Origin of the sequence: Nonlabens ponticola, from assembly GCF_003966335.1 — a bacterium.
In the GTDB taxonomy this organism is placed as follows: domain Bacteria; phylum Bacteroidota; class Bacteroidia; order Flavobacteriales; family Flavobacteriaceae; genus Nonlabens; species Nonlabens ponticola.
In genome coordinates, this window is sequence record NZ_CP034549.1 from 920,814 (window position 1) to 938,895 (window position 18,082).

The following is an 18,082-nucleotide window of genomic DNA, read 5'->3' on the forward strand; positions in this document are numbered from 1 at the left end:
ACTATTTCTTATTAATCGCAAGGATTGTTTCTATATCGTCAAACTCAATTTCTGTACCGTTTTCTATACTGTCAACGATATCAAGTGAATCTGCTAGAGTTTCATCCTTTATATATTGTTCATTTGTTTTAAGAGCGTTGTCCATCGCTGGATGCGACTGCACTGTAATATCTATACGATCGGTCACTTCTAAACCTGTGTCCTTACGTAGGTTTTGTAATCGATTGACGAGTTCTCTAGCGATGCCTTCTTCCTTTAACGCTGGTGAGATTTGTATATCAAGCGCCACCGTTGTTCCAGACTGGTTGGCAACAAGCCATCCTTCAATATCTGATGATGTAATCTCCACATCATCTAGCGTCAAAGAAATGTCATTTCCGTTCAGATTAATGATTTTCTCGCCTGTTTTTTCTAACAATGCGATGTCCTCTTGTTGAAAACCTTTGATCAATCCAGCCACTTTGCCCATATCCTTGCCAAAACGTGGTCCCAAAGTCTTGAAATTAGGTTTGATTTCTTTGACTAGAATACCACTGGTATCATCGATTAACTCAATCTCCTTGACATTTACTTCACTTTTTACAAGATCAGCAATCGCTTCGATTTGTTCTTTTTCCGTTTGATCCAATATTGGTATCATGATGCGCTGCAGTGGTTGGCGCACCTTGATGCTTTCTTTTTTACGCAATGAAAGCGTCAAGCTAGAAATCACTTGAGCCTTATGCATTTTACTTTCCAGCTCTGTATTAATCAAGCTTTCATCAACTTTAGGAAACATAGATAAATGCACACTCTCGCTAGCATCGTTTTCGCAAACACTAGTCAAATCTTTATAAAGCTGATCCATAAAGAAAGGCGCGATAGGTGCTCCCAACTGTGCGACCGTCTTTAAACAAGTATAGAGCGTCTGGTAGGCTGCTATTTTATCTTGCTGATAATCACCTTTCCAGAAACGTCTCCTGCACAATCGCACGTACCAGTTACTCAAGTTTTCCGTCACAAACGTGGTAATAGCTCTGGCTGCTTTGGTAGGTTCATAATCTTCATAGAATTCCGTCGTTTCCTTTATCAGTGTGTTCAGCTCTGATAGAATCCAGCGGTCTATTTCTGGTCGTTCGTCTGTTGGGATTACGCTTTCGCGAAAGCTGAACCCATCAACATTTGCATACAAAGCAAAAAAGCTATAGGTATTGTAAAGTGTTCCAAAAAACTTGCGCTGAACTTCGGTAATGCCATCCAGATCAAACTTGAGATTATCCCAAGGATTTGCATTGCTTACCATATACCATCGTGTGGCATCGGCGCCAAATTTGCCCAACGTATCAAATGGATCAACGGCATTGCCTAATCGCTTGGACATTTTCTGGCCGTTCTTGTCCAACACCAGACCGTTCGAAACCACATTTTTATAGGCCACATCATCACTTATCATGGTAGCAATAGCGTGCAGCGTGTAGAACCAGCCGCGTGTTTGATCAACACCTTCGGCAATGAAGTCTGCCTTGCGCAGTTCATTTTCTACCTTTTCCTTGTTCTCAAATGGGTAGTGCCATTGCGAGTAGGGCATGGAACCACTATCAAACCAGACGTCAATAAGATCTGCCTCACGAGTCAGCTTCTCGCCATTTTGTCCTACTAGGTAGATATCATCCACAACATTTTTGTGCAGATCAACAAGGTCATAGTTTTCCTCGCTCATGTCGCCAGCCTTGAAGCCAGCAAAAGGATTTGATGTCATGAAACCAGCTGCGATGGATTTCTCAATTTCAGCAACCAATTCTTCAATAGAACCTATGATCAGTTCTTCAGTTCCAGTCTCGTTGCGCCAGATAGGTAGCGGAATACCCCAGAATCTAGATCTTGAAAGGTTCCAGTCGTTTGCATTGGCCAGCCAGTTCCCAAAGCGTCCTTCACCAGTAGATTTAGGCTTCCAATTGATTTGCTTGTTCAACTCGTGCATGCGGTCCTTAAACTCGGTCACTTTAATGAACCAACTGTCTAGCGGATAGTACAGTACAGGCTTGTCAGTTCTCCAACAATGCGGGTAACTGTGTACATATTTCTCGACCTTAAAGGCGCGGTCATCTTCTTTCAATTTTATGGCGATGTCTACATCAACAGATCGCTCTGGTGCCTCGCCTGCATTGAAGTATTCGTTTTTCACGTATTTGCCACCTATTTCTGGTAACTCCTCACGGAATTTCCCTTGAAGGTTCACCAGCGGCACTGGATTATTATTCTCATCCAGCACCAACATCGGCGGTATAGGCGGATTTGCCTGTTTAGAAACTAGCGCATCGTCTGCACCAAAAGTTGGCGCCGTATGCACGATTCCAGTTCCGTCTTCAGTCGTCACAAAATCACCAGAAATGACTCTAAACGCATCTTCTGCATTTTGGTAAGGCGTCGCATAGTCGAGTAACTGATCGTAGCGTGTGTTCACGAGATCACTTCCCTTGCAGCTGGCAAGTACGCGATATGGTATTTTCTTGTCAGAAAGTTGGTAGGCTTGTTTTGCTTTCGCGAAAGCGTCACTGTCAACAACATTCTCGTACTTTTTACTAAACTGGTAACTCACCAACTTTTCAGCAATGATCACCTGCATAGGCTGGCCAGTGTATTGATTGAAAGTCTCAACCAGCACGTAATCTATTTTGGGACCCACGGTCAGAGCTGTGTTGGACGGCAGCGTCCATGGTGTGGTCGTCCAGGCAAGGAAGAAGACCTCGCCAGAAGTCTCAAAAGGTAATTGTGATGTATCAGAAACTTTGAATTGTGCCGTCACTGTGGTATCGGTCACATCTTGATAGGTTCCTGGCTGGTTCAACTCATGCGAACTCAAACCAGTTCCTGCAGCAGGTGAGTACGGCTGGATGGTGTAACCTTTATACAGCAAATCCTTAGAATAGATCTGCCTGAGCAACCACCAGACGCTCTCCATGTATTTAGGCTTGTAGGTAATGTATGGATCTTCCATATCTACCCAATAGCCCATGTCGTCAGTGAGTTTGCTCCAGATGTCTGTGTATTTTAACACGGCATCTTTACAGGCCTGATTGTATTCTTCTACACTTATTTTGGTGCCAATGTCTTCTTTGGTAATGCCCAGTGCTTTTTCAACGCCTAATTCTACAGGCAAGCCGTGCGTATCCCAACCAGCCTTGCGGTTTACCTGATAACCTTGCTGTGTTTTAAAACGGCAAAAAAGATCCTTGATCGTACGACCCATCACGTGGTGAATACCAGGCAATCCATTGGCAGACGGTGGTCCTTCAAAGAAAATAAAAGGCTCATTGCCCTCACGAGTCGTCATGGACTTGTTGAAGATGTCGTTCTCCTTCCAGAAAGTCTTGATGCGTTCATCAACTTCTGGTAGGTTTAACCCTTTGTATTCCTTGAATTTAGTACTCATAACCACCATTATATTAAGGTGGGCAAAAATAGTAGATTTAAACGGGACGATAAAGTTTAATGCACTGTGAGAAAGCGCATTTTCTTGTGTCGCATTTAGGACTATGAATTAAGATCTACACCTGCGTTTCCATTTCTCTAACCTGCGCCATTTTATTCTTGAAAATCACAGCAGCGCTGGTATAACCACCTTCAGTTCCATCTACAAAGTGGATATGATTATCCTTTCTGTCTTGCACATAACAACTCATCACGGATGCGTGCGTGCTATGGATGCCATAAACGATCTTTCCTTCACGTTCCAGCAGGTCTAGATAATTTGTCAACGCCTCGATTTGTCCAGCATCACCTTCCATAACTGTATTAAGGGAACCATCAAACATGATGGTGTCAGACAATTGGCTCACTTTATTTAGGTATTCCTTGCCTTCCTTGAAATAGGTGAAATAGAACGTGCCAAAATAGGTGATCAACCAGTGTTTCAATAAATAGTCCAGCTTGCTCTTACCTATGCGCGCAATCATTTCTTTCTTGATTTTGGAAATGGTTGCTTTCAGTTTCAGACGGTTGGTATTGATGGGCTGCCTGCGCTCTAGTGAACCAAATAGCAGGAATATAATATCCATGATATCGGCATAGATCTCGGCTTGTTTTGATTGATCCTCACAATTAACTAGCAGGCAAACCACCTTATGTTTCTGGTCACGTGGCGATATCTCATCCCAACGGCATTCCATACCAGTAAGGTCGATTGCAGGCGAATTATTTTCAAAAATAGATTCCTGCTTAAATTCTGCCTTTATCAAACTCTCTGCATATTTCAAGCCGTTGCCCAAAACGATAGGTATGGTCAAATAACTGTTGATCTTTGCCTTGGCAATTCTCAATAAATGACGCTCATCGTACACCTTTTGCACCTTGATACTACCTATGCGCAAGTTTAGTTTGAGATTGTTCTTGACGTGAGACTTATAATTGTATAAGGCAGACATGACGCGTGCATGCACATCTGCAGGAATCAAAAAGGTCACGCCATCACCGCCAAAAAAATACGGAATCTCATGATTGCGCAATTGACTCTTGACCGTGTTGATCACCGTCACAACGCTACCGGTCGCTGCCAGATTGACCTCATTATGCATGCCTTTTTGAACCGCACGCGTGCTTTGCGCAACGTCTGCTACTACCACATGCCAGTCATGTGGTACCGCGGTAAAATTCTGCGGCTTACGTAAAATCTTACGTATAGGCGCATATTTTGTCTTCAAAGAAGAATAAAAATAACGTGTGTCTTCCATCGTACATTTAAGTACGTAAATGTATCAGCACAGATATTTTACAAAATCCTAATTAACTAATTATTAAATATCTAGAGTATCGATGCACAGATCGTGGTTTTAAGGGCGTTTTTCCCAAAATTTTTGGGGATCGGGCTATACGCTACAACCTGCCTGCTGGCAGGCAGGTCTTTTTTAGGTTTCATTAACCAAAAAAAGGATTTCCGCTACTACCTGCCTGCCGGCAGGCAGGTCCCTAACGCAAGAAAAGTTAAACTCAAACTTGAATTAGAACTTTAATTCGCACTTGAAATGTGAACCTGAATTAGCATGACATGAACTATTAGTCTCTCTGAATTTATTTCAGAGTCTTCCTAATTAATAGAGATCTTTTTAGAGGATGACATTAAACTTAATTTCTGATTCATCTTCAAGTTCGCTTTCAATTTCCTAAAGAGTATCATTAGAAATTTAAGAGACAGCGTTATTTCAATCATTCCCACTTCAGCTGCATGCGCTTGATACGATCTGCTAATTTCTCGCTGCTCAGTTTTTCGCGCAAGCGGTCTGTAATAATAGGGAATGAAAAAGGCGTTGGTTTTTCACAGGCTTTCCAGACAATTTCTTGATTTTGAATGCGCACCAGCGCTTCACGTAGACGATATTCTTCAATAGCTTGCTCAAAAGTTTCCGTATAGGCTTGTTTGAAAAGCAAGTTGTCTGGCTCGTTATCTCTAAAAACTTCAAAAAGAAGCTGACTGCTATTCTGTAAGTGAGCTGTTTTAATAGCCTTGTTTGGATAACCCGTAAATACAAGCCCAGAGATCACCGCAATATCACGGAATTTCCTTCTGGCCATTTCAGTCGCATTCATGCTGGATTGCAAGTCCTCAGTAAGCATGTCTGGTGTTAGCAGGTCATTATCCAGCACCTCTTGCATATCAAACGGCTGATCACTCAATAGTTCAAAACCATAATCATTGAATGCAATCGAGAACGTAATAGGTTTTAATAAACTGATGCGGTAAGCGATGATGCCTGACATAGCCTCGTGAACAAATCTGCCTTCAAAAGGATAGAACACCGCATGATAGCCTTCACGAGTTTTAAAAGTCTCTATCAAAAATTGATGTTTTTGCGGTACGATACTTTCCAATTGCTGCCGCTGGATAATTTCTTTGAGGGCTTTGACTTCTGGTGTGCGTTTCTTTCCCGTCTGGAAGTTTTCCATCTCGTCACGCAGCAGCTCGCCTAGTTGTGCACTCAACGGTAAGCGGCTGCCTTGCCAATTAGATACTGTATTAGTTTTTTTAGTCGAATTGCGCACTTGCGCCACCATGCCTTTGAGTCTAATGAATTCCAGTGTTCTTCCAGCAAAAACAAACACATCGCCACGATCCAGTTTGCTGATGAAATACTCTTCAACTGATCCTATGTAACCACCAGTTTGATATTTCACGGTGACCGTTGTCGCGCCGACTATGGTTCCCATTTGCAAGCGATGGCGCATGGCGATGGCCTTGCTGTCTATGTAATACCTACCATCATCATCAATGCTTACTTTTTTATACTCATCATAAGATTGCAACGAGGCACTACCGTAAACGATAAAATTGAGGCACCATTTCCATTCCTCATCGGTTATACTAGCATAACAAAATGTGTTTTTGACCTCAGGAAAAATATTGTCGGGATAAAAACCTCCTGAAACAGCCAGCGTACATAAGTATTGAATCAGTACATCGTAGCATAGTAAATAGGGCAATCGATCTTCAACCGCCTGACTAGAAACGGCCTTTTGCAAAGCACTTGCTTCAATCAGTTCCAGCGCATGAGTAGGCAGGAAGTGAATCATACTGGTCTCGCCAGGCCTGTGACCTGATCTGCCTGCACGTTGTAAAAATCGCGCAACACCTTTGGGGCCACCTACCTGGATAATGGTTTCCACTGGCGCAAAATCCACACCTAGATCCAGTGATGAGGTACAAACACAGGCTTTTAATGACTCATTTCTTATCGCATTTTCTACCCAAACACGCGTTTCTTTATTGATGGAACCGTGATGCATGGCCACTTCACCCGCAAACTCTGGATGCTTAGACATAAGTGATTGAAACCAAAGCTCACATTGCGCTCTGGTATTTGTAAATATGAGTGTTGACCGACTGGAATTGATGATCTCGACAACATTTTTTAGCAAATGCAACCCTAAATGACCGCGCCATGGGAATTTATCCATGCTTTCAGGTATGATGGATTGCACGGTGATGTCTTTTTTGAGATTGGCTTTTATGAGTACGCTTTCGCGAAAGCGTGACTCGTCAACACCCAATAACACTTGTCTGGCTTGCTCTAGATTACCGATGGTCGCACTAATACCCCAAATCTTGATCTGCGGATTAAGTCCCAAAAGTCGCGAAACGCCCAATTCCATTTGCACGCCGCGTTTGGTTCCTAGCAGTTCATGCCACTCGTCTACCACTATGGTGCTGCAATCCCTGAAGATGCGCTCATGATCTTTGGAACCCAGCATGAGATGCAGACTCTCTGGTGTGGTGATCAGTAAATCAGGCATGGATCGCATCTGTGCGGCGCGTTCTTTTGTTGAAGTGTCGCCACTGCGTATGCCTACTGTAAATGGTAGGCCGATACCATCCACAAATCGCTGGGATGCTTGCGATATTTCCTGAGAAAGCGAGCGCAAAGGTGTGATCCAAATAGCCTTGAGACCTTTTTTGGGCTTCTTCTTGTAGTCAGGATTTTCCTTGATGTATTTAAGAACAATCGCCACCCAGAGCGCATAAGTTTTACCACTACCCGTTGGTGCGTTGAGCAGCCCGTGCTTACCAGCCAACAACGCTTCCCATGTCTTTTTCTGAAACGGAAAACTCGTCCAGCCTTGCTGCTGGAAATAACTTTCGGCTATATGGAAGAGTTCTTTTTTTGTCATCATCGTTCCGCATTAATGGCGGAATCTTTCTTTTCTTTGTCATTCTGAACTTGTTTCAGAATCTACCTTTCAACTTTATTTAAATTATTTAAACTTCCAAACACGTATCTCGACTGTCGCTCGATACTGGACTGATTTTTAAAATTCTATTCTCTAATCTCTTTTTTCCTTTCTTCATTTCGATCTACATAAACTCACCATCAGTAGGAATGAGTGCTTTCAAATCATCCAGCGTGTTGGCTTCTTCAATAGGTTTGTCTTGACGCCAGCGCACGATTCTAGGGAAACGCGTGGCAACGCCAGATTTATGACGCTTGCTGGGTGCGATGCCTTCAAAAGCTATTTCAAAAACATGATGCGGCGTAACAGATCTTACAGGTCCAAAACGTTCCAAGGTGTTTTTCTTGATCCAGGCGTCTACTTTTCTGAATTCGGCATCGGTGAGTCCTGAGTATGCCTTTGCGAAAGTCACTAGTTCACCATCTTGCCATAATCCAAAGGTGTAATCGGTGAATAGATTGGCGCGCCTACCATGACCGCGCATGGCATAAGTTAACACGGCATCCACAGAAAATGGATCAACTTTCCATTTCCACCAGTCGCCTTTTTTGCGTCCTACCAGATACGGACTGTCCTTGCGCTTGATCATTAAGCCTTCCGATCTGCGTTCTTGTGATTTTTCTCGTTCTTCTGCTGCTTCTTTCCAGCTGTTGAACGACATGGTTTCTGAAAGGAGTAGAGGAACTAAATCTGAACTTGAACTTGAAATCGAATTAGAGTTGTCATCCTGAACTGGTTTCAGGATCTTCTGGTCGCTAACATTAGGCTGGTCTGATCCACCATCCGTATCTCGAATGTCGCTCGAAACTGGATTACTTTTGGGATCTTCATAAGGAATACCATCCATGACAGCATCCACCAGTTCCTCCAAAATCTTCCTGCGATCTTGGAAAGCCATGTCTCTAATGTCCTTGCCTTGCCATTCTAACAAGTCATAGGCGACGACTACAACAGGAACATCTGCCAGCAATTTTTTACCGACTGTTTTACGACCTATTCTGGTTTGTAGATCGTTGAAATTCATGATCTCACCATCCTTATAAGGCAAGATTTCACCATCGATCACGGTGCCATCAGGAATCACGTCTAGGAATTTTTGAAATTCTGGATATTTATCGGTTACCAATTCCTCACCGCGTGACCAGACAAACAGCTCACCAGACCTGATGATACTTTGAGATCTAATGCCATCCCATTTATGTTCCATGCTCCAATCCTGGACGTCTCCTAGATCAGCAACATCGCCTTCAATCGCATAAGCCAAATAGAATGGATATGGCTTGCCACGCATGGCAACCTCATTGTCCTCAAAGACCAATTCTTGAAATGTCGTATTCTCGCCAGTCCAGCTACCCATTAATTTGTGAGCCAGTACATCTTGATCGATACCTGTTGATGCAGCCAAGGCGCGCGTCATCAATTTTTGCGAGACGCCTATACGAAAGCTACCTGTCATGATCTTATTGAAAACAAATCGCTCATAGTAATTGAGCTTCAACCAGTTTTCTTGTAGGTATGCTTTCTTTTCTTCATCTGGCTTTTTGCGCAGCTCAATCAACTCACTGACGATGGTAGAAAGTGATTTGTCAGACGGCTCGCTGGTGGTAGGTAGAATCAACGCAATGGTTTCTGCGAGGTCACCAACAATATGGTAGGATTCTTCAAACAACCACATGGGAATACCGCTGATCTCAATCGCCCATTCTCTCATGAGGGTTGTGTTCACTGGTCGTTTAGGTCTGCGATGTGATAGAATGGCGATGGTCCATAGCTTGTCATCTTCAGGCGCTGTGTTAAAGTACTCGGTTAGCGCGGCTACCTTGAGCGTAGTTTTATTGGTGCCATCAATGGTTCTTATGAGTTCTGCGAATTGTTTCACACGATTAAATTTAAACTCAAGTTCAAATCAAAACTCAAATGGTTTTCCTTATTTAATTTGTAAGGCATATTGTTTGAGGAAGAGCTCACTATATTCAAAGAGATCATGACTTTAAATTGATTTTTAAATTTTAGTTTTGATTTAATTTTTGTCGGGTTCCAACTCGGCTTCAGGCTCAGATTCATTGAGTGTTTCGCCTTCATATTGCGTGCGCTCACTGATAGCGTTGAGGCCCTTTTCTTCTCTCAAGTATCTAGCGAAAATCTCTTGATATCCATGTGTGGTAATCACGTTTTCACAGCCGGTGGCATCAATGCTTTGTAGCAAACCATCCCAATCGCAATGGTCTGATAGAACAAAGCCTTTATCTATGGCCCGCCTGCGGCGCGCACCACGAAAGGTCATCCAGCCGCTAGCGCTTGCTGTCGCGTAGGGAACAAATTTGCGCATCCACGCGCTACCGTGTGCACTAGGTGGAGCAACCACGATGTTGCCTATCAAGTCTTTCTTAGGTGTTTCCCTAGTGACTAAATGCGTCTCAGGAAAATCGATGAGTTCGCGCAGTACCTCGGTCATTTTATAAACGGCGCCATGGCAATAGATTTTCATCTTACTGGTGTCTAGATGTTTGATAAGTCGTTGTGCTTTGCCTAGCGAATATGCAAATAGGATAGAGGTCTTGCCTTCGGCGTGGTTTTGTGCGCACCACTCGTTGACATCGCTCATGACCTCAGTCTGTGGTCGCCATTTGAATGCTGGTAATCCAAAGGTGCATTCTGTTATAAAAGTGTTGCATTTGATGGGCTCATAAGGGGTTGAGATACCGTCATCTTCCGTTTTATAATCTCCTGTAAAAACCCAGACTTCGTCTTTGTGTTCTACCCTAATTTGGCAGGATCCTGGAATATGACCAGCAGGATGGAAGCTGAACTTGACGTTGTTGATGTGCAAGCTTTCGCCGTGAGCGATTCCTGAAACATTAATATCACCCAGCCTGTGACTAATGATGGGCACGTTATCGTGATGTGTGATGTATTTCTTGTGACCCCAGCGACTGTGATCTGCATGGCCGTGTGTAATTAATGCTTTGTCCACAGGTTTCCATGGATCTAGGTAAACATCTGCAGCATGGCAATAGATGCCGTGGTCTGTAAATTTAAGTAAGGGCTCGCTCATTGCTTAAAAATAACAAGCGATGCAGGCAGTGACGTGCGGTTTAAGAGAAGTTTATGCGGTAGTCGTGTCAAGCGCTTCATCACTTGCGGCAGGTGGCAAATCATTTTTAAGATCTTCCAAAGCTTGTCGCTGGTTGCGGTCATACTCTTCTTTCTCATTCATGGCCGCGATCAATTGATCTGTGGCTAGAATGATGCCATTGTACCGATCCTGATGCTCACTCGCGGTGCGAGTTGTGTATGATAAGTAGGATTCATAGCTTCTAGAACGAACGAGCAATACCTTGATGCGTGATTTGATACGTTGCTCATCAAAGGCATCGGGAACGTTTTCCAGCATGGATTCAGCATGTGTCGCTAGTCGCGTTGTGGCCGCCTTACTGTGATCATAGTTTTCTAAAGCAGTCTGAAACCTTTCAAATTCTTGCCAGTCGCTGGCGCTTGCCCTCGCATCACCTACTAGCGATATTTGTTGTTGTGCAAACTCAATCTCAGATAGGTTTAGGTCTGTGGTTTCTGTGCTAACATCATCTTCCTGATTATTGCAACTCACTAATGATGTGAGAAAAACGGTCAAAATGAAATAGCAATAGCGCATGTAAAAGATTGTAAGGTTCAAATTTAAGTATAAAAAAACACCGTTTCTAATAACGGTGTTTTATAGTTTGAGGTGTGCAATCAACTAATTACTATCTAGTTCTTCATTATATTCTACTGCTGCGTCTTCATATCGCTGCATGGTAGTTTTTTTATCATCAATGTTATTGATTTCTTCTAGATATTCTTCCATCGCGTCTTCTTGATTATCGACATATTTGGCACGTGCTTGCGCAATTTCTTTGGCTAGATCGTCATATGCTTCTTGGATTTCTTCAAGATTTTCCATGTTTTCTTTGCGCGTGGTTGTTGGGATGGCAACCTCTTTTTCAAATTCAGTAATTTCTTTATTGACGTCTGCGATAGCATCGCGTACATCATCAACCATTAAATATGCAGGTATGGTACTCATGAGAATATTATAGTCGGCACGCAATTGCTGGGTGCTAGTCATGACTTTTTCATCAGGTGTATTTCTCAATTCCTCAAGATCAGCATTAACGGTGCTGTAGACCGTCCAGCCCTTAACTTGCGTGGCGCGATCATTCTCAACGGCTACTGCATTACTAAAATCACTGCGCAACCGTTGTGCATCCTCGTTAGAGTAGCGGCGCACTGGTTCCTGATCGTTAGTTGCAAATTGCTGTGTGTCATTATCATCATTATTCATCACCGCAGTATCCATCGCGTTGTTATCAATGCCATCTGATGGATCCTCGTTTGTTTTACAAGCTGTTAGTGCCATTGCGAGGAGAGCGGTTGTAAGAATATAATTTTTCATGCGTTTAACATTTGAGTCAAAATTATGAACAAAGGTGCCGTTGGTACTGCTTATCTTTTAATAAATGAAAGTTAACTTATGTTATAGTGCGTGTAGGAATTTTTACCATTCATACATATTATCGAGTTTTTGAGTTGTTGGTTTGTTACGCTTTCGCGAAAGCGTAATCATTATCGTCCTATCCACACTAAAGTTACATTATGGTAGTACTAGCACTATATTTGCTCAAAATTTAAAAGATTGGGTAAGAAAATACTAGTCATAGGTGCCTGTGGGCAAATAGGAACGGAGCTGACCATGCGACTGCGCGAGTTATATGGTAATGATGCGGTTATCGCTGGTGACATTAGAGAAGGAAGTGAGGAATTGATGGCGAGCGGTCCATTTGAGATCATGGATGCCATGGATGGAAACCAGGTTGAAGATATATGCTTACACTATGAGATTGAAGAGGTCTATCTTATGGCTGCCATGTTGAGCGCGACTGGCGAGAAATATCCTGACAAAGCGTGGAAACTCAACATGAACAGCTTGTTCAATGTGCTGGATCTGGGTAAGGAGAAGAAAATAGACAAAATATTTTGGCCATCGAGTATTGCGGTTTTTGGCCCGACAACGCCGCAGGAAAACACACCACAACATACCGTTATGGAGCCTACTACTGTTTATGGTATAAGCAAACAGACTGGTGAACGCTGGTGTCAATACTATCACGATAAATATGGTGTTGATGTACGATCCATACGCTACCCTGGATTGATATCCTGGAAAACATTGCCTGGTGGTGGCACAACAGATTATGCCGTAGATATTTTCCATAAGGCAGCCGCTGGCGAGAATTATGAATGCTTTTTAAAGGATGATACGCAGTTGCCTATGATGTATATGGAAGATGCTATACGAGCCACTGTAGAAATAATGGAAGCGCCCGCGGAAGCAGTCAAGGAACGTTCATCTTACAACCTATCAGGAATGAGCTTTACACCAGCGCAAATAGCTAATGCTATTAAGGTCCATAAGCCAGCCTTTGAAGTGAGCTATCAGCCGGATTATCGCCAAGCAATCGCTGACAGCTGGCCAGGTTCTATTAATGATGATGCCGCAAGAAAAGACTGGCAATGGCAGCCACAATTTGAACTGGAAACCATGGTTGCCGAGATGTTAAAACATCTTTCTTAAATCACTTTACCAGCCATAGCAGTTGATTATATTTGTAGCACTTTTAAATTAAGAATATGTCCTTTTCATCATTATTTGAGTCTGGAGAAAGCGCCAGGAATAGAAGTCACTTTGCATCATTAGTAAGCATCGCACAATCGTCTGGATTGAAAGATGAAGAGAGTACTTTATTATCACGATACAAATCAGTTCTTGATATCAATGATTCTGACTATGAAGAGATTATGAAAGATCCTTCAAAGTTTCCTGTTTTTCCACCTAATACGAGCGAAGAGCGCATTCAATGGTTGCATGATCTTTTCAAAATCGTTTTTGCTGACCATGAGATGGATGAAACTGAGCACAAGTTGCTCAAGAAGTACGCCGTAGCTCTAGGGTTTAACGATGAAGACGCTACTTACTTGACGGAGCGTTCCATTGAGATATTTACTGGTCACCTGAGTCTAGAGGACTACCGTTACCTACTCAACAAAAACAGATAGGTTATCTGTATAATTTGAGGTCTACCGTGTTGTAGATAACCTGCAAAAGGTCATCGTCTGTGTAAGGTTTGCCTAGAACCGCATGATAGCCGTTGCGCAAATACTTTTTGTTTTCTTTACCGTCGTTGTTCAAAGAAAGTGCTAGATACTTAAGAGTACGATTACTCATGTTACGTACACTTTTCATCATTTTTAAGAGCTCTATGGCGTCTGTTTGATTGATGCTATTGGCAACTATGATGAGATCTAGATCATCGTCTGTCTCTACCATATCTATTATTTTTCTGGCATCTGTAAGCACGTAGGTGTCAAAATTTTTGGTAGTAGTCAGGATTTTTACAGCTGTCATTTGTGCTGCTGCCTGATCTTCAACAATAAGCGTCTTGATTTTGCGCTTAAGGTTAACTGCTGCAATTTCATTCAAAACAGTGGTCTTGACTGAACCTGATTTCGAAACAGGTGCCTTGAAATTCAGTGCGTAAGAAATGGTGCCAGCGTCAGAGACATCGATACTTAAAGAGGCATTCATCAAGTCCAGCAATTCTCTACAAATGTTAAGCCCTAGGTTTTTAGATGCTTTAAGTCGAATTTCTTCTTTGGACTTTGTAATTATTGTTGAATTGTCAGCTGCAAATATTTGATCTATGGTGATTGATATACTTGAAATATTGGCTCTGCGCTGCAGTTCACTCACCTTAACTTCAATAGTATGATCATGAGATTGATAGATGACAAATCTCAATAAATGATTGATTGACTGCAGTAATTTATCAGGGTCGCCTGAGATGTAAGACGGGACATTTTTATCGATTGACACGTTTAATCGCGATCCCAGTAATCTCAATTGATTTTCAAAACCATCCAAAGCTGTGTCTAAAAGTTCCTTTAAAGAAAATGCTGCCTGATTAAATTTGATAGACAAACCGCTGCTGTGAGAGGCTTGCTGCATGCCTTCTACCAGGCTTAATATTCCAGACACTTGTGACCTAATAGAAGTCATTAATTGTTCTTGCTCAAGGCTTAATGGAGACTTTGCCATCATGCTAGAAAAAGCATGAATTAAAGTTAATGGATTGCGTATCTCACTAGAGAAATTCTCTAGAAATTGGTCTTTAAAAGTATCGCGCTCTTTAAGTAAATCATTCTTGAGCTGTAAGATCTCATTGAATATGAGTGACTCATTCTTGCGCTGGGCAATACTTTGAATCCGGTCATAAATAGTGGTAACATCAGCTAGCTTTAAATTTAATCGTTGGGACGTGTAAAGATGAGCCGTGATATCATAAACCTTATCATCTATGTGAACCCCATTGAAGGTAGTAGCCTCTTGTAAGTTGTTTGAGTCGATAAATAGAGATTCAAAAAACGGATGAACGTTTGTAATGGCCTCACCAACTTGCAGTTCAAAATAATCTTGATTGGATGCTAGAATGATTCCTTTCTCATCACATATGATATTTGCGTATAGATCACTCATAATAGGGTTTTGTATGGGTTGACGATCTAAACAATCATTTTTGCCATTTTTTCAAATAGCCTGTTAACATTACTATCTTCCTTGGCGCTTACCATGAAGTCGGCGAAATCTAACTCGGCAGCTTTTTGTTTAATCGTTCCAGGCGTGAGTAGATCTGTTTTATTAAGGGCAACTAATATGGGCACATTATCAAACTCTTTTTCTAGATATTCTTTGTCTTCTTTTACTCTTGCATAAGAATTAGGTCTGGTAACATCGCCTACATAGATAAAACCGTGAGCACCTTTTAGATAAGAATTTCTAATCTGGTCTATATTTTCAGTTCCTTCAGTATCCCAAAGAATGAGTTTTATTTCCTCATCATTGATGACAACAGTTTTTTTGAGAATATGAACTCCTATCGTGACTTTATAATCTTCTGAGAACAGGCCTTCAACATACTTTCTTAGTAAGGATGTTTTGCCTACACCAAAGAGACCTAAAACAACAATCTTTTTTGTTTTCATGAAGAGATTTGTACTGAGTTTTGTGAATATATCTTAATCAAGATAGAATCTAGATCTTCCTTGTTGTCTTTACTTTTTAACTCATTGATCATCGCACTTACTTTCAATGCTAGATCGTCAATTTCACTCTCTAATCTTTCTGTAATAGTGCCGCTTACAGCAGTGGCTATGTAGTAGTTAGGCGTATTGAATAAATGTATTTGATATAGATCGTATTCAATGCTGGTAAGCTTTTGATTATGTTCTAAAAATGCATCCTCTACAAATGATTTTATGGCCGTTAGCATACCGCTCACCATATCTTCATCCATAGTTGATTTCTCAAAAAAGCTGCCTAGTAAAATCCCAGAGTCAGAATCAATAACAAACACTTGATCAATTTTTGCAGACGCCGTCTCTGATAAAATAATCTCATGTTCCTTTACTCCTGTAAACTTTGAGATGATTCGTCTTTTCCAGCTGTCAAACGATAAGTTTTCTTTTGTTTTTTGATCTATTTTTTCTGATAGAATCTTTATTTCTTGAGCGATGTATTTTTTGATCATTTGACCAAGGATTGGGTACAGCGCTTCTACCACTTCATCACGAGATTCTGCTATTTGTTTTTTAAGGGTTTTTGTAATTACAGGACCTAATTCCTGCGGTATATTTCTAGCAAACTCTTTGAGCTCATCCTCGATGATGGGATGTAATTTTTCTTCAAGTTTACTTCTTGTAGAGATGGTATCTTCTAGGATCTCGATCTTTTGCGCAATACTGTCTGCATAGTCGCGCTCATCTGTAAGTAATAGATGCTTTAAAAGTTCGAGTTTATCCGCTTCTTCCATCATTAGAATGCGGTTTTATGCCTTTATTTTTTCGGCAAGTGAGATTAATGCATCACCTAGCATATTGCGATCCACTTTAGCAGCATCCATGTCGCTCAAGTCTTCCTCGATCTTAGTTTCCAGATCGCTAATGCGTATATTAAGATCAGTAGAGAGTGAATCTATAGATTTCATCAACTCATCTCTAGTATCATCAACAAGGTCTTGAAGTTCCTTGCGTTTCTTGAGGATGTCTTTCTTAAGTAAATCAAACTCGCTATCGTATTGTTGGATGTTTTCACCAAAAATAAGATTGCGTATTGCATCTAGCTTTTGGTTATTGTCAACAGCCTGTGAGTTGTTGCTTTGCTCGGTTTTATTTGCCGCCATGATCTATAAATTGTCCTCTAATTTAATGTGAAAAAAATTAATCAGGATCAGCGCGATAAAACTCTTCTGCAGTATCGACCATATTCTTGCTGCCGCAAATAAATGGCACGCGTTGATGCAACTCAGTAGGTTGCAAGTCCATGATGCGTGTGTCTCCATTGATCGCACGACCACCAGCCTGTTCTACAATGAAAGCCATTGGGTTACACTCGTACAAAAGTCGCAATTTACCATTGTTTGCTTTAGAACTTTTAGGATACATATATATACCACCTTTGATCATATTGCGGTGTATATCACTTACTAGACTACCAATATATCGGCTGGTATAAGGTCTGTCACCTTCTTCTTCCTGACAGTATTTGATGTAGTTCTTGATGCCTTTAGGGAAATGGATGTAATTCCCTTCATTAACACTATAGATGTTACCATCTTCAGGAAACTGCATGTTAGGATGCGATAGGTAATAGGTTCCTAGAGCAGGATTTAAAGTAAATCCATTCACGCCATGACCAGTGGTGTAAACAAGCATGGTAGATGTTCCATAAACAATGTAACCAGCGGCTACTTGCAAATTTCCAGGCTGCAAGAAATCCTTTAGTTGCACAGGTGTTCCTACTGGAGTTACCCGTCTATAGACTGAGAAAATCGTACCTACTGATACGTTTACATCAATGTTAGAACTACCATCAAGTGGGTCGATAAGTACAACATATTTATTCTTGTGATCATTGTTAGATCCCTGAATCGTTATAAAATCATCGTTTTCTTCACTTGCGATACCACAAACGATCTCGCGGTTTGTCAAGGTGCGTATAAAGGTGTCATTGGCAAAAACGTCCAACTTCTGCTGGTCTTCACCTTGAGTATTAATCTCACCGGCGCTACCTGTGATATCTACCAGTCCAGCTTTGTTCACCTCATGATTTACAGCCTTGGCAGCAAGTCGTATAGAATTGATAAGTCTGGACAGCTCACCGCTGCTGTATTGAAATTCGCTTTGGTTTTCTATGATAAACTCACCTAGAGTCTGATTGATGCGTGCCATGTGGTTCTTGTGTGTCGCAAATATCCTAAAAATAAAAGCATACTATAACGATATAGTTTAATTG

Annotated in this window: 14 protein-coding genes; 2 read left to right on the forward strand and 12 right to left on the reverse strand. The window is 41.6% G+C overall.

The features are described 5' to 3' along the window. Position 1: 1 nt before the first annotated feature. The 7 genes from ileS to EJ995_RS04235 form a co-directional block, all read right to left on the reverse strand. A complete protein-coding gene (gene ileS / locus EJ995_RS04205; protein WP_126445913.1) occupies positions 2-3,412 on the reverse strand; it encodes an isoleucine--tRNA ligase in 3,411 nt (1,136 codons plus the stop codon). Positions 3,413-3,527: 115 nt separating this feature from the next. Beyond that, complete coding sequence (locus tag EJ995_RS04210) at positions 3,528-4,709, reverse strand: DUF3095 family protein (RefSeq protein WP_126445915.1); 1,182 nt, start codon at positions 4,707-4,709, stop codon at positions 3,528-3,530. Between the two features lie 472 nt (positions 4,710-5,181). After that, a complete protein-coding gene (locus tag EJ995_RS04215) occupies positions 5,182-7,638 on the reverse strand; it encodes a ligase-associated DNA damage response DEXH box helicase (RefSeq protein WP_126448864.1) in 2,457 nt (818 codons plus the stop codon). A gap of 184 nt (positions 7,639-7,822) precedes the next feature. Continuing rightward, positions 7,823-9,577, reverse strand: coding sequence for an ATP-dependent DNA ligase (locus EJ995_RS04220; protein WP_126445917.1), 1,755 nt, complete (start codon positions 9,575-9,577; stop codon positions 7,823-7,825). A gap of 141 nt (positions 9,578-9,718) precedes the next feature. Beyond that, the gene (locus tag EJ995_RS04225) at positions 9,719-10,753 is read right to left on the reverse strand and encodes a ligase-associated DNA damage response exonuclease (RefSeq protein WP_126445919.1); all 1,035 of its coding nucleotides are present in this window, start codon (positions 10,751-10,753) and stop codon (positions 9,719-9,721) included. A 51-nt stretch (positions 10,754-10,804) separates the two neighbouring features. Continuing rightward, positions 10,805-11,305: a hypothetical protein gene (locus EJ995_RS04230; protein WP_126445921.1), complete on the reverse strand. Its 501-nt coding sequence runs from the start codon at positions 11,303-11,305 to the stop codon at positions 10,805-10,807. A 129-nt stretch (positions 11,306-11,434) separates the two neighbouring features. Further along, the gene (locus EJ995_RS04235; RefSeq protein ID WP_126445923.1) at positions 11,435-12,130 is read right to left on the reverse strand and encodes a hypothetical protein; all 696 of its coding nucleotides are present in this window, start codon (positions 12,128-12,130) and stop codon (positions 11,435-11,437) included. Positions 12,131-12,370: 240 nt separating this feature from the next. Between EJ995_RS04235 and EJ995_RS04240 the strand changes: the two genes are divergently transcribed. Together EJ995_RS04240 and EJ995_RS04245 are read left to right on the forward strand one after the other, a co-directional pair. Continuing rightward, the gene (locus tag EJ995_RS04240) at positions 12,371-13,309 is read left to right on the forward strand and encodes an NAD-dependent epimerase/dehydratase family protein (protein ID WP_126445925.1); all 939 of its coding nucleotides are present in this window, start codon (positions 12,371-12,373) and stop codon (positions 13,307-13,309) included. A gap of 56 nt (positions 13,310-13,365) precedes the next feature. Next, positions 13,366-13,791, forward strand: coding sequence for a TerB family tellurite resistance protein (locus EJ995_RS04245; RefSeq protein ID WP_126445927.1), 426 nt, complete (start codon positions 13,366-13,368; stop codon positions 13,789-13,791). Between the two features lies 1 nt (position 13,792). Here EJ995_RS04245 and EJ995_RS04250 read toward each other — a convergent pair whose 3' ends face one another. The 5 genes from EJ995_RS04250 to fbp are packed head-to-tail and all read right to left on the reverse strand — an operon-like array spanning position 13,793 to position 18,018. Then, the gene (locus EJ995_RS04250; RefSeq protein WP_126445929.1) at positions 13,793-15,268 is read right to left on the reverse strand and encodes an ATP-binding response regulator; all 1,476 of its coding nucleotides are present in this window, start codon (positions 15,266-15,268) and stop codon (positions 13,793-13,795) included. Positions 15,269-15,294: 26 nt separating this feature from the next. Further along, entirely contained in the window at positions 15,295-15,774 is a 480-nt protein-coding gene (locus EJ995_RS04255; protein ID WP_126445931.1) for a Rab family GTPase, read from the reverse strand. Then, positions 15,771-16,604 carry a cell envelope biogenesis protein OmpA gene (locus tag EJ995_RS04260; RefSeq protein ID WP_126445933.1) on the reverse strand — a complete coding sequence of 278 codons (834 nt, stop codon included), beginning with the start codon at positions 16,602-16,604 and terminating at the stop codon, positions 15,771-15,773. Before EJ995_RS04260 ends, EJ995_RS04255 begins: the two co-directional genes overlap by 4 nt. Positions 16,605-16,616: 12 nt before the next feature. After that, positions 16,617-16,970 carry a fructose 1,6-bisphosphatase gene (locus EJ995_RS04265; protein ID WP_126445935.1) on the reverse strand — a complete coding sequence of 118 codons (354 nt, stop codon included), beginning with the start codon at positions 16,968-16,970 and terminating at the stop codon, positions 16,617-16,619. A 37-nt stretch (positions 16,971-17,007) separates the two neighbouring features. Then, positions 17,008-18,018, reverse strand: a complete 1,011-nt coding sequence (fbp, locus tag EJ995_RS04270) for a class 1 fructose-bisphosphatase (RefSeq protein ID WP_126445937.1) — start codon at positions 18,016-18,018, stop codon at positions 17,008-17,010. Positions 18,019-18,082: the final 64 nt, after the last annotated feature.

Coding starts and splice junctions, on each gene's coding strand:
- ileS (WP_126445913.1), bottom strand. CDS start 3,412: ATGAGTACTAAATTCAAGGAATACAAAGGGTTAAACCTACCAGAAGTT.
- EJ995_RS04210 (WP_126445915.1), bottom strand. CDS start 4,709: ATGGAAGACACACGTTATTTTTATTCTTCTTTGAAGACAAAATATGCG.
- EJ995_RS04215 (WP_126448864.1), bottom strand. CDS start 7,638: ATGACAAAAAAAGAACTCTTCCATATAGCCGAAAGTTATTTCCAGCAG.
- EJ995_RS04225 (WP_126445919.1), bottom strand. CDS start 10,753: ATGAGCGAGCCCTTACTTAAATTTACAGACCACGGCATCTATTGCCAT.
- EJ995_RS04235 (WP_126445923.1), bottom strand. CDS start 12,130: ATGAAAAATTATATTCTTACAACCGCTCTCCTCGCAATGGCACTAACA.
- EJ995_RS04245 (WP_126445927.1), top strand. CDS start 13,366: ATGTCCTTTTCATCATTATTTGAGTCTGGAGAAAGCGCCAGGAATAGA.
- EJ995_RS04250 (WP_126445929.1), bottom strand. CDS start 15,268: ATGAGTGATCTATACGCAAATATCATATGTGATGAGAAAGGAATCATT.
- EJ995_RS04255 (WP_126445931.1), bottom strand. CDS start 15,774: ATGAAAACAAAAAAGATTGTTGTTTTAGGTCTCTTTGGTGTAGGCAAA.
- EJ995_RS04260 (WP_126445933.1), bottom strand. CDS start 16,604: ATGATGGAAGAAGCGGATAAACTCGAACTTTTAAAGCATCTATTACTT.
- EJ995_RS04265 (WP_126445935.1), bottom strand. CDS start 16,970: ATGGCGGCAAATAAAACCGAGCAAAGCAACAACTCACAGGCTGTTGAC.
- fbp (WP_126445937.1), bottom strand. CDS start 18,018: ATGGCACGCATCAATCAGACTCTAGGTGAGTTTATCATAGAAAACCAA.